At 28.0% G+C, this 12,917-nt stretch carries 11 protein-coding genes; 10 read left to right on the top strand and 1 reads right to left on the bottom strand.

The window, feature by feature from the left end:
• The first annotated feature begins 119 nt into the window (after positions 1-119).
• The 10 genes from J7M87_RS00775 (at position 120) to iadA (ending at position 12,117) form a co-directional block, all read left to right on the top strand.
• Entirely contained in the window at positions 120-815 is a 696-nt protein-coding gene (locus J7M87_RS00775) for a response regulator transcription factor (protein WP_291647728.1), read from the top strand.
• A complete protein-coding gene (locus tag J7M87_RS00770) occupies positions 799-2,574 on the top strand; it encodes a HAMP domain-containing sensor histidine kinase (protein WP_291647726.1) in 1,776 nt (591 codons plus the stop codon). Before J7M87_RS00775 ends, J7M87_RS00770 begins: the two co-directional genes overlap by 17 nt.
• 81 nt (positions 2,575-2,655) lie before the next feature.
• Positions 2,656-3,012: an arsenate reductase family protein gene (locus J7M87_RS00765; RefSeq protein WP_291647724.1), complete on the top strand. Its 357-nt coding sequence runs from the start codon at positions 2,656-2,658 to the stop codon at positions 3,010-3,012.
• A 225-nt stretch (positions 3,013-3,237) separates the two neighbouring features.
• Positions 3,238-5,469, top strand: coding sequence for a ribonucleoside-diphosphate reductase subunit alpha (locus tag J7M87_RS00760; protein ID WP_291647722.1), 2,232 nt, complete (start codon positions 3,238-3,240; stop codon positions 5,467-5,469).
• A 37-nt stretch (positions 5,470-5,506) separates the two neighbouring features.
• Positions 5,507-6,541 (top strand): ribonucleotide-diphosphate reductase subunit beta, encoded by a 1,035-nt coding sequence (locus tag J7M87_RS00755; protein WP_291647720.1) that lies wholly within the window; start codon positions 5,507-5,509, stop codon positions 6,539-6,541.
• 384 nt (positions 6,542-6,925) lie between these two features.
• A complete protein-coding gene (gene ptsP / locus J7M87_RS00750; protein ID WP_291647718.1) occupies positions 6,926-8,545 on the top strand; it encodes a phosphoenolpyruvate--protein phosphotransferase in 1,620 nt (539 codons plus the stop codon).
• A 135-nt stretch (positions 8,546-8,680) separates the two neighbouring features.
• Positions 8,681-9,217, top strand: a complete 537-nt coding sequence (locus J7M87_RS00745) for a chromate transporter (RefSeq protein ID WP_291647716.1) — start codon at positions 8,681-8,683, stop codon at positions 9,215-9,217.
• Positions 9,218-9,742 (top strand): chromate transporter, encoded by a 525-nt coding sequence (locus J7M87_RS00740; protein ID WP_291647714.1) that lies wholly within the window; start codon positions 9,218-9,220, stop codon positions 9,740-9,742.
• A 21-nt stretch (positions 9,743-9,763) separates the two neighbouring features.
• A complete protein-coding gene (locus J7M87_RS00735; protein ID WP_291647712.1) occupies positions 9,764-10,927 on the top strand; it encodes a tetratricopeptide repeat protein in 1,164 nt (387 codons plus the stop codon).
• Positions 10,928-10,944: 17 nt separating this feature from the next.
• Positions 10,945-12,117 carry a beta-aspartyl-peptidase gene (gene iadA / locus J7M87_RS00730; RefSeq protein WP_291647709.1) on the top strand — a complete coding sequence of 391 codons (1,173 nt, stop codon included), beginning with the start codon at positions 10,945-10,947 and terminating at the stop codon, positions 12,115-12,117.
• A gap of 208 nt (positions 12,118-12,325) precedes the next feature.
• On the opposite strand, the gene J7M87_RS00725 is transcribed toward iadA, so the two are convergent.
• The gene (locus J7M87_RS00725) at positions 12,326-12,907 is read right to left on the bottom strand and encodes a cell wall hydrolase (RefSeq protein ID WP_291647707.1); all 582 of its coding nucleotides are present in this window, start codon (positions 12,905-12,907) and stop codon (positions 12,326-12,328) included.
• Positions 12,908-12,917 lie beyond the last annotated feature (10 nt).

Genomic DNA, 12,917 nt, shown 5'->3' with positions numbered 1-12,917 from the left:
ATGTTAATAATAACTTATAGGTATATTTTATTATTTTAATAAAAATGTAATTTTTACAATTAGTAAAATTTCATAATATAAGATATTATAATTATAGGATATGATAGAGGGGTGAAAAGATGTTTAATGTTTTAGTAGTTGATGATGAAAAAGAAATTAGAGATGCTATTGATATATATCTAAGAGGAGAAGGTATGAAGGTATTTAAAGCTAAAGATGGTATAGAGGCTTTGGATCTATTAGATAAAGAAAAAATACATTTAATAGTTTTAGATATAATGATGCCAAGAATGGATGGGATAAAAACATGTCTAAAGATTAGGGAGAAAAGGAATTTACCTATTATAATGTTATCAGCCAAAGGAGAAGATAGCGATAAGATATTAGGTTTAAATGTAGGGGCTGATGATTATATAGCTAAACCTTTTAATCATTTAGAACTTGTTGCTAGAGTTAAATCTCAGTTAAGAAGATATCAAAAGCCTTTGGAATTAGAAGGAGAGAGTCCAGACATAATAGAAGTAAGGGACTTGATAATAAATAATAAAGAAAAAACAATTTTTTTAAGGGGAGAAGAGGTAAAGGTTACGGCAACAGAATTTAAGATACTTCAACTTTTAGCTTCAAATTTAGGAAGAGTTTTCTCTATAAAAGAAATATATGAAAAAGTATGGGAAGAACCATTTTATAGAAGTGAAAATACTGTAACTGTTCATATTAGAAGGATAAGAGAAAAGATAGAAATTAATACAAAAGACCCTGAATATATAAAGGTAGTATGGGGAGTTGGATATAAAATTGAAAGAGAAGATTAAAAGCTATATAACAGGTGTATGGGGAGTAGAGATTTTAACCGTATGTATATTATTAGTTACATTAACTATAGGATATTATCAATCTTTTAATAATATTTTTTCAGATTTAGGAGCAGGAACTTTTGATGCATTATTAAACAAAGAAAAATACATAGAATCAATGATATATTATGAAAGTAAAGATGTATCAAGCTATATGTATTCAAATACAAATAATTTAGAAGATATTAGACCAATAGAATATGAAAATGATCATTTATCTGAAAAAAATTATTTTTATGGGGATCTATTTTATGTATTGATAAATAAGGAAACAGGTAACTTTACTACAAATGATATAAAGTTACGTGAATCGATAGAGAAGTATGATAATACTATAGCCTTGCTTGAAGATAGTATAAATGCATATTTAAAGGAATTTGGATATTCATCTGTTAGAATAGACAATAAAGATAAATATAATTATTATGTTACAAGCACTACGGATAAGATAAGTAAGCAAAATGTAGATAAATATATAGAGATATATTACAGAGATCCTAGTGTATATACATATCTTATAAAGACAGATAGTATAACAGCAAAAGTAATGATAGTCTTAACAATCTTTGCTATAGTACTTTTACTAAAGATAATAATAAATTCTATAATTAATAGTAAAAATATACACTTAGAAATTAAAGTTTTAAAGAGACTTGTTTATGTTTTAAGATATGGGTATAAATACAAAAATACACGAAATAAAATAATATTTTCTTTTGGTGGAGCAATTGCAGTAATACTGGTGTATTTATATTTAATTGCAGGAATAAGAAACCAAAATGTTTTAGTAACATTTTTAACTAGATATCCATTTAAAGGGACTTTAATTTTAGTATTAATTCCATTAGTATGCGTGCTATATTCTTTAAAGAAAAGTCTTGATATTTCAGTTATTAATGATGGGTTAAAGAAAATTAATTCAGGTGAATTAGAATATAAATTAAGTGATATTGGTGAAAGAGAAGTTAAAGAGTTAGTAGAAAATATAAATCAAATAAGAGAAGGATATATAATAGCTTTAAATGAAAAAATAAGAAATGAAAAATTAAAGACAGAGTTAATTTCCAATGTTTCTCATGATTTAAAAACACCATTAACATCAATAATAAACTATGTGAATATATTAAATGATTCTAATATAACAGAAGAGGAACGAAAGGACTATTTGACTATCTTAGATAGAAATTCAAAGAGATTAAAAACCCTTATAGAAGATTTGTTCGAGGTTTCAAAATTAAACAGTGGTAAAATGACTATAGAAAAACATGAAATAGATATAGTTTCTTTAGTTTATCAAGGAGTAGGGGAATATTCAAATTTATATGAAGAAAAAAATATGGAATTTAAGGTAAGCTCAAATGAAGAAGAAATATTTGTTGATTTAGATGGAAAGCTAATGTCTAGGGTATTTGAAAATATAATTGTAAACGCCTTAAAATATTCACTTAATAATACTAGAGTTTATATAGATATAACGTCTAAAGAAAACTCTGTAGAAGTATCTTTTAAAAATATATCTAATTACGAAATGGACTTTAATACTCAAGATATATTTGAGAGGTTTGCAAGAGCTGATAAATCAAGAAATTCATCTGTAGAAGGTTCTGGTATGGGACTTGCCATTACAAAAAGTATAGTAGAGCTTCATAATGGAAGTATAAAAATAGAAGTAGAAGGTGACATGTTTAAAATTTATTTAATCATACCTAAGAAATAATATGTTATAATAATAATTAAATAATAATAATTAAATAATAATAATTAAATAATAATAATAATTAAATATAGGAGTGATAATATGTCAGTTTTATTTATTGAATATCCAAAGTGTACTACATGTAGAAAAGCAAAGAAGTTTTTAACAGAAAATAATATAGAATTTATAGATAGACATATAGCTGATGAAAATCCAACAAAAGAAGAACTTAAAGAATGGATAGCTAAAAGTGGTTTATCAATTAATAAATTCTTCAATACATCAGGTGTATTGTATAGAGAAATGCAATTAAAAGATAAGGTTAAAGTATTACCAGAAGATGAACTTTTAGATATATTAGCATCTAATGGAATGCTGGTAAAGAGACCAATAGTAATAAAGGACAATACTGTCTTAGTTGGATTTAAGGAAGCTGATTGGATAGAGAAGTTAAAGTAATTAGTATTATTTAACTTTTAATTTTAAAAAATAAAAATTATTTGTGAAAACTATTATTAAAGGTGAAAAAAGGAGATATTAAATGAATATCTCCATTTTTTCTTGTTTAGCATTAGATTATTAAATTTTACAAAGGAAAAAATAAAAATTATAATGAACTATATATTGTATATTCATGGAAAGAGAAAGAATATTACATACTATATGTAGTGGAAGGGGAAGAGTATGACACATTTACTTAATATTTGTAGATTAGCTTTAGATGGGATAGATAATGGTCAGGGGATTTATACAGAAGAAAGGCTTTTAGAAGCATTAAATCATATAGTTAGACCTAATATGGAAGATGAGGAAATAAGAGATTCAATAATACAAGTAGCTTTAGAGCTTACATCAGATATAGAGCCAAAATGGCAAAATGCAGCAGCAAGACTTTATGTATTTAAACTTTATGATAAGATAAGAAAAAACAGAGGACTTACTAATGATGAAGATATATATGGAGATTTATATGTATTTATAAATCAATTAACTGAAAAAGGGCTTTATGGTAAATACATATTAGAAAATTATACAAGAGATGAAATATTAGAGCTAGAAAATGAAATCAAACCAGAAAGAGATTTTTTATTTACTTATAGTGGAATAAATCTTTTAGCAAAAAGATATTTAATTCAGGATTTTGATAGAAGTACATTAGAGCTTCCACAACAAATGTTTATGGGAATAGCAATGCATTTAGCTATTCCAGAAAAAAAAGAAGTAAGAGTATTATGGGCAAAGAGATTTTACGATGTATTGAGTTCTCTTAAGGCAACAATGGCAACACCAACAATGTCTAATGCTAGAAAGCCATTTTATCAATTAAGCTCATGCTTTATAGATACAGTACAGGATAGTTTAAAGGGTATATATAAGTCACTTGATAACTTTGCAGAAGTTTCAAAGTTTGGTGGCGGAATGGGAATATATATCGGTAAAGTTAGAGCTTTAGAATCACCTATAAGAGGATTCAAGGGAGCTTCTGGTGGTGTAATACCATGGGTGAAATTATTTAATGATACAGCAATAGCAGTAGATCAGCTAGGAGTAAGAAATGGATCAGTAGCCATATGGTTAGATGCTTGGCATAAAGACTTACCTGAATTCTTACAGTTAAAAACTAATAATGGCGATGATAGAAAGAAGGCACATGATGTCTTTCCAGGGCTTTGTTATCCAGATTTATTTTGGAAGCTTGCAGAAACAGATATAGATGCAAATTGGTACATGATGTGTCCTCATGAAATTAGATTAGCAAAGGGATATTCATTAGAAGATTTCTATGGAGAAGAGTGGGAGAAGAAATATTACGAATGTGTTGAAGATGATAACATAAGTAAAAGAGTTATGTCGGTAAAAGAAATTGTTAGATTAATAATAAAGAGCGCTGCCGAAACTGGAACTCCATTTGCTTTTTATAGAGATACAGTAAATAAGATGAATCCAAATAAGCATAAAGGAATGATTTACTCATCAAACCTTTGTACAGAAATTATGCAAAACATGAGCCCAATGGATATACAGCAATCAGAAATAAAAGATGAAAATGGAGATACTATAATAGTTGAAAAAATAAAATCAGGTGATTTTGTAGTATGTAATTTATCATCAGTAGTCTTGGGAAATGTTGATGTTAAAAATGATGAAGAACTTGGATATGTTGTAGAAACTCAAATAAGGGCTATGGATAACGTAATAGATTTAAACTACTATTCAGTGCCATTTGCAGAAGTTACTAATAAAAAATATAGAGCTATAGGACTAGGAACAAGTGGATATCATCATATGCTTGCAAATAATTTAATTCATTGGACAGAAGATAGACATAAAGAATTTGCAGATGATGTTTATGAAAGAATTAACTATCATGCAATAAAAGCAAGTATGAATATTTCAAAAGAAAAGGGAAGGTATTCATGTTTTGAAGGGTCAGATTGGGATAATGGAAATTATTTTAATATTAGAGGATATAGATCAGAAAAGTGGAATGAATTAAGGGAAGAAGTAAATGCTCATGGAATGAGAAATGGATATCTGATGGCTGTAGCTCCCAATGGTTCAACAGCAACTATAGCAGGGACTTCAGAAGGAGTAGATCCAGTAATGGCTAGATTTTGGCTTGAAGAGAAGAAGGGAAGTATAATACCAAAAACTGCACCAAACTTAAATGAAGATAACTATTGGTATTATAATTCTGCATATAACATAGATCAAAAATGGTGTGTGCAAATAAATGGGGTTAGACAAAGACATATAGATCAAGGGCAATCATTTAATTTATATATAACAACTAATTATACTATGAGACAAATTATGAATCTATATATAGAAGCTTGCAAAGCTGGAGTTAAATCAATATACTATGTTCGTTCAAAATCACTAACTGTAAGTGATTGTGAAAGTTGTTCAGCATAAGTTCGAATAATACTAATAAGGTCTTGGAGGGTAATAAATGTTTATAAACAAAAAGCCTCTTTTTAATGAGTTTGGTGACACAGAAACATCTAAAAAGAGAATGATAAATGGAAATACGACTAACTTAAATGATTTCAATAATATGAAATATACTTGGGTTTCAGATTGGTATAGGCAAGCGATGAATAACTTCTGGATTCCAGAAGAAATAAATCTTGCTCAAGATTTAAAAGATTATAATAAGTTAACAAATGATGAAAGAACAGCTTATGATAAAATACTTTCTTTCTTAATATTCTTAGACTCAATACAAACTGCAAATTTATCTAATATTAATAATTACATTACAGCAAGTGAAGTTAATTTATGCCTAACAATACAAGCTTTTCAAGAAGCAGTACATTCACAAAGTTATAGTTATATGTTAGATACAATATGCTCTCCAGAAAAGAGAAATGAAATATTATATCAATGGAAAGATGATAAAAGATTATTAGAAAGAAATAAATTTATAGGAGAATTGTATAATAACTTCTTAGAATCTCCAACTCAAGAAAATCTTATTAAAACTATAATGGCAAACTATATATTAGAAGGAATATATTTTTATTCAGGATTTATGTTTTTCTATAATCTAGAGAGAAATGGTAAAATGCCTGGTTCAGCACAAGAAATAAGATATATCAATAGAGATGAAAATACTCATCTTTGGTTATTTAGAAATATATTAAAAGAATTACAGTTAGAGCAACCTGAAATATTTACAGCAGAATTAAAAAGTCAGCTAAAAGAAATGATGAAAATTGCAGTTGAACATGAAATTTTTTGGGGAAATTATGTTATTGGTGATAATATTCAAGGAATAAATAAAAATTTAATTAATGATTATATAAAGTATCTAGGAAATTTAAGAATGAAGGCCATAGGCTTAGATGAAATTTACGAAGGTTATTATAATAATCCAGCAGCGTGGGTAGATACATTAGCAGATGCTAATTCAGTAAAGACAGACTTCTTTGAAGCAAAATCAACCGCTTATGCTAAGGCAGGAGCACTTATAGATGATTTGTAGGCAATAATAAAATATGAGGAAAGATTGTCGAATTATAGTTTATAATAAAGGGCTGTTTAAAGCAGCCTTTTTTCAAAATCTTTTAGCTATAATACTATAATAAAATCAATAAACATACTGAAAAAAGGATGAAAAAACATATTGTATTGAAAAAAATGTAAAATTTTTTAGAATAATTTTGCTTATACAGAAAATATGTAAATAAAATAAATAAAAAAATGAAATTAATGATAGAAAATAATAAAAATTATGTGTATTCGTATTAACATAGGTGAAAAATATGTTATAATACATGTAGTTGTAATTTATAAAACAGATTAGTACTTTCTATAAATTTCATATATAATTTGAATTTATAGCTATTATTAAGGAGGAATCTCGGAAATGAAAAAAGGTATAGCTGCGTCTAAAGGTTATGCAATAGGAAAAGTATTTTTACAAGAACACGAAGAAATAGTAATAACAGATGCGAAAGTTTCTAATGTAGAGGCAGAAAAAGAAGTTCTACAAAAGGCTTTAGAGCAAGCAAAAGTTCAATTAACTGCTATTAGAGATAAAGCTTTAGCAGAAATAGGAGAACATGAAGCTCAAGTTTTCGAAGCTCACCTAACTCTATTAGATGATCCAGAATTTACTGGTGGAATGTTATTAGAAATAGAATCAAATAGCGTAAATGCAATGAAAGCAGTTGAAAGTGTTACAAATACATTTGTAATGATTTTTGATTCTATGGAAGACGAGTACATGAAAGAAAGAGCTGCTGACATAAAAGACGTTTCTAAGAGAATAATTTCAAACTTAGCGGGAAAAGGTGGAGATGCATTTGCTATAACTGAAGCAAACACTATAGTTGTAGCTCACGATTTAACTCCATCAGATACAGCACAATTAGATAGAAGTAAAGTTGTTGGTTTCTTAACTAATATCGGAGGAAGAACTTCTCACTCTGCTATTATGGCTAGAACTTTAGAAATACCAGCAATAGTAGGTTTAAAAGATATAACTACATCAGTTAAAAATGGAGATACTGTTATAGTTGATGGTATTGAAGGAATATGTATAATAAACCCTGAGCAATCAGTTATAGATGAATACACAGCTAAGAGAGAAAAATTCTTAGCAGAACAAGAAGAATTAAAGAAATTAATAACTGTAAAAACAGTTACTAAATCAGGAAGAAGAGTTGAAGTTTGTGGAAACATAGGTTCACCAGCAGATGCTGAAGCAGTAGTTGCAAATGGTGGAGATGGTGTTGGATTATTCAGAACTGAGTTCTTATATATGGATAGAGATTCAGCTCCAACAGAAGAAGAACAATTCGAATCTTATAAAAAAGTTCTTGAAGTAATGGATGGAAAACAAGTTGTTATAAGAACACTAGATATCGGTGGAGATAAAACACTTCCATACTTACCATTACCACAAGAAATGAATCCATTCTTAGGATACAGAGCTATAAGATTATGTTTAGATAGAAAAGATATATTCAAGGTTCAAATCAGAGCTTTACTTAGAGCTTCTGTTTATGGAAATCTTGCAGTAATGTTCCCTATGATTTCAGGCTTAGAAGAATTCCAAGCTGCAAAGGAATTTGTAGAAGAATGTAAAGCTGAATTAAAGGCTGAAGGAATAGAATACTCAGAAAAAATTCAATGGGGTATAATGGTTGAAATCCCTGCAGCTGCTGTATATGCAGATGAATTAGCTAAGCATGTAGATTTCTTCTCAATAGGAACAAACGACTTGATCCAATACACTTTAGCTGCTGATAGAATGAGTGAAAAAGTATCATACCTTTATAATCCAATGCACCCAGCTGTATTAAGATTAATAAAGATGACTATAGATGGAGCTCATAAGCATGGTAAATGGGTTGGAATGTGTGGAGAAATGGCAGGAGATGAAGCTGCAATTCCAACATTAGTTGAATATGGTTTAGATGAATTCTCAATGAGTGCTACATCAATATTAACAGCTAAGAAAATAATATTAGAACAAGAATAATTAAAATAAAGAAAAGTCGCATACTATTAATGCGACTTTTTATTTTGGAGAAATATATCTATTTTAATAAATGATTTATATAATCAATAAAGGTATAATATAAAGTATAATAAAAATAATCGAGGTGGTGAAGAGATGAAGAAAGTTATAGAAATGTTCATTTCATTTTTAAAGATAGGAGCTTTTACCTTTGGTGGAGGATATGCGATGATCCCATTAATAGAAGAGGAAGTTGTTAAAAATAAAAAATGGATTGAGAAAGAAGAATTTATGGATGTATTAGTTGTATCACAAAGTCTTCCAGGGGCATTAGCAATTAACTGTTCAATATTCTTGGGATATAAAATTGGAGGATTAATAGGAGCAGTAATGGCTTTATTAGCAGTTATATTACCGTCGTTTTTTATAATTATAATAATTGCAGCCTTCTTTATGCAATTTAGAAATAATTATTATGTTAATGCAGCATTTAAGGGAATAACTGCAGCAGTTCCAATGTTAGTATTAGTAGGAGCAATAAGCTTAAGCAAGGGGTTACAAAAGAATACAAGAACTGTAGCAACTATTATAGTAGCACTTATAGCATTGACATTCTTTGATATTCATCCGATTATGGTAATAATAGCATCAGCTATATATGGAGCTGTCTTTTTAAGGAAGAAGGTGAGTTAATTGGAATTATTAATAAAGTTATTTTTTTCTTTCTTTAAAATAGGTTCATTTAGCTTTGGGGGAGGATATGCTATGCTTCCTTTCATTCAAAGAGAAATAGTCGAAACTAATAATTGGCTTAGTATAAATGAATTTTTAGATATCATAGGTATATCACAAATGACTCCTGGACCAGTTGCAATAAACTCAGCAACTTTTGTTGGATATAAATTATCTGGGGTTTTAGGAAGTATTATGGCTACTATAGGAGTAGTAATAACTTCATTTGTATTGGTGTCTATAATAAGTAAGACATTAGATAAGTTTAAGGAATCTACTGTTGTTAAAGCTGCCTTAATGGGAATGAGGCCTGTGTTAATTGCATTAATAATAAAAGCCTTTTTAGATTTAGCAAAAGAATCTTATTTAGATTTAAAGAGTATAATAATCACTTCGATAATAGGAGTAGTACTGTTAAGCAAAAAAGTTCATCCTATATTAGTTATAGTGATAGCGGCTATTATAGGATTAATATTCTACTTATAAATTTGAATGAGGTAATAATGAATGAAAAATAAGGATAAAAGGGAATATAAAAAAGCGCTCAATTTATATAACAATGGATATATAGACAAGGCTATAGAAATCTGTGAGATAGGTATATCAAGAAACTTAGAGGATTCAAGCTTACTTAATTTAAAGGGATTGCTATTATATTTAAAGGGAGAGCTTGAAGAGGCTATTTCATTATGGAAGATAAATAAATATCATAATGATGATGAGATTGCTAAAGCATATTTAAAGGATATTCAAAGGGATTTTAATAGAAGGGATTTTTTTAAAGAGGCAGAAGAATTAATAAGAAATTTAAATATAGATGAAGCGTTGCAAGCTTTAATGATTTGCAAGGAAAGCGATTATAATTCTATAAATGTAAATAATGCTTTAGCAATATGCTATATGAGAAAAGCAGAATATAATAAGTGTCAAAAATGTATTGATAAAGTATTTTCATTAGATAAATATAATATAGAGGCTAAAAATCTAAAAAAAGAAATTGATGAAATTTTAAACATAAAAAGTAATGGTAGTGTAGTTATAAAGCCAATAACTATAACAGTTATCATATGTATTATTGTAACATCAGTAATACTAATAAGAGGTGGACTACAAAAGGGTAAGGATAATGGAGAAGATAATTTAGAGATAGTTAATAGAAATGAGAATTTTGATGTAAATAAAGATATTGATGTAAATAATTTAGATACTAACTCAGGATCTATTAATACGAGTAATGAAGAAATTAATAATGACATAGATAAAAAAGAAAAAAGTAATTTAAATGAACATATATTGAGTGAAGATGAGATAAGACAAAACTACATAAAAGCAACTGATTCATTTGATGAAGAAAAATACAATGATACAAAGGTCATATTAGAAAGTACCATTATTTATTCAGAAAATAGTCATTTAAATGATGACATAATGTTTTTATTAGCCTCCACATATGAGAAATTAGGAGATAATAACGAGGCAATAAAAAAATTTGAAAAATATATATCTAGTTATGAAAATGGGAATTATATAGAAGAGTCTTATTATAGAATATCTTTACTTTATAAAGATTTGAATAGAGATAAAAGTAAGCATTATGCAAAAGAGCTTATAAGTAAATATTCAAATTCAATTTATAATAATACTAACATAAAAGATATTTTAAATAACTAACTATAGGAGTGGCGTAGATGTTAACAGTAATAAAAGGAATAAAAGTGTATTCTCCTGAGTATAAAGGAGAAAAGGATGTAGTAATATCGTCAAATAAAATTGAAGGAATATATGAAAATATAAAAATTCCTACGGATTTTATAGATATAAAAATAATAAATGGAGCAGGAAAATTACTTTTTCCAGGATTCATAGATTGTCATGTTCATATTAATGGAGCTGGTGGAGAAGGTAGTTTTAAAACTAGAACACCAGAAATAAAGCTTACAGATTTAACAATGGCTGGAATAACAACAGTTGTTGGTTGTATAGGAACAGATGGAATTTGTAGAGATATGGCTAGTTTAATAGCTAAATCAAAAGCTTTAGAAGAAGAGGGAATAACTACATATTGTTATACAGGTTCATATGAAATACCAGTAAAAACTCTAACTAGTAATATAAAGAGAGATATAATGTTGGTAGATAAAATTATTGGAGTAGGAGAAGTTGCTATTTCTGACAATAGAAGTTCTCAAGCTACATTTACGCAGTTTGCCCAAACAGTAGCACAAGCTAGAGTTGGAGGATTATTATCTGGAAAATCTGGAATAGTAAATATTCATTTAGGTAATGGAGATAGGAAATTAGATTATTTGTTCAAGTTAATTGAAGAAACAGAAATTCCTCCAACACAGTTACTTCCAACCCATATTAATAGAAATAAAGACTTATTTGAAGCAGGAGAAGAATATGTAAGGAAAGGGGGATTTATAGATCTTACTACAAGTTCAGATCCAGATTGCCTAGAACCAGGTGAATTAAGAGCAAGTGAAGGATTAAGCATCTTAATTAATAATAAAGTTGACTTATCACATATAACATTCTCATCAGATGGAAACGGAAGTATGCCAATATTTGATATAGATGGAAGTTTAACTAAAGTAGGAATTTGTTCTGTATCAACTTTATATAGAGAAGTAAGAGAAGCTATTAAGACATATAATATAAAGATAGAGGATGCAATTAAAGTTATTACATCCAATGTTGCAGAAATATTAAAACTTTCGAATAAGGGATCAATAGAAAAAGATAAAGATGCAGATTTAGTTTTAGTAGATGAAAGTTCATTAGAAATAGATACTGTTATAGCTATGGGAAAAGTAATGGTACAAAATGGAGAAGCGGTTGTAAGGGGAACTTTTGAATAATTAATAATGGATAACTGAGATGGAAATTCGGCTTTGGCTGAATTTCTTTTTGTTTAATTTGATAATGATTGGAAATGTTAGCATAATATTATATATTTAAAAAATTTTCTATAGAATTTATGTGAAGAGAAGTTTTAGATAAGTTTCTAACAAATAAAAAATGTTACAAAATAAATTCTTATTTATTTTGTAACATTCCATTTAACTTTTAATATTTTGTATTAAAAAATAAATGTTGACCAATAGCTTTGCTATCAGCTTTTTCAATATCTTGCATCCAGGAACAAGTAGCTATTGCAGGATTATAAAAGAATAATGCCTCATTTGTAGGATCATTACCTTTTATTGCGTCATAAACTGCATTATAGCACTCTTCAGTTGGTGTAACAGATATTTGACCATCCACTACGCAAGAGAATGCGTTAGGTTGGAATATAACCTCACTAATGCTATTTGGAAATCCTGGACTTAATACCCTATTTAATATAACCGATGCAACTGCAACTTTACCCTCATAGGGCTCACCTTTACTTTCAGCATAAACGATTTTAGCCATTAAATTTACGTCGTCTTCTGTTAAATATATTATGTTGTCGTTGTGATTGAAGACATCAACCACGTTTTCTTTTGGCATATTTATTATAGTACTATTTAATTCTCCATTTAAATTAGTGCTTATTAAATTGTTAGAATTACCTACTAAACTAACATTTTTATAAGCCAATACAGGTATCTCTGCTGAAAATAAAAAGGTTAAAAACAAAATAGGTATTGTTCTTAAATATTTCATAAATAACCTC

This window comes from Clostridium sp. (genome assembly GCF_017888565.1).
Classification (GTDB): Bacteria; Bacillota; Clostridia; order Clostridiales; family Clostridiaceae; genus Clostridium.
The sequence above is the reverse complement of the archived record's forward strand: the minus strand, read 5'-3'. Positions and strand labels throughout refer to the sequence as shown.

Coding starts and splice junctions, on each gene's coding strand:
- J7M87_RS00760 (WP_291647722.1), top strand. CDS start 3,238: ATGACACATTTACTTAATATTTGTAGATTAGCTTTAGATGGGATAGAT.
- iadA (WP_291647709.1), top strand. CDS start 10,945: ATGTTAACAGTAATAAAAGGAATAAAAGTGTATTCTCCTGAGTATAAA.
- J7M87_RS00775 (WP_291647728.1), top strand. CDS start 120: ATGTTTAATGTTTTAGTAGTTGATGATGAAAAAGAAATTAGAGATGCT.
- J7M87_RS00725 (WP_291647707.1), bottom strand. CDS start 12,907: ATGAAATATTTAAGAACAATACCTATTTTGTTTTTAACCTTTTTATTT.
- J7M87_RS00765 (WP_291647724.1), top strand. CDS start 2,656: ATGTCAGTTTTATTTATTGAATATCCAAAGTGTACTACATGTAGAAAA.
- J7M87_RS00735 (WP_291647712.1), top strand. CDS start 9,764: ATGAAAAATAAGGATAAAAGGGAATATAAAAAAGCGCTCAATTTATAT.
- ptsP (WP_291647718.1), top strand. CDS start 6,926: ATGAAAAAAGGTATAGCTGCGTCTAAAGGTTATGCAATAGGAAAAGTA.
- J7M87_RS00755 (WP_291647720.1), top strand. CDS start 5,507: ATGTTTATAAACAAAAAGCCTCTTTTTAATGAGTTTGGTGACACAGAA.
- J7M87_RS00745 (WP_291647716.1), top strand. CDS start 8,681: ATGAAGAAAGTTATAGAAATGTTCATTTCATTTTTAAAGATAGGAGCT.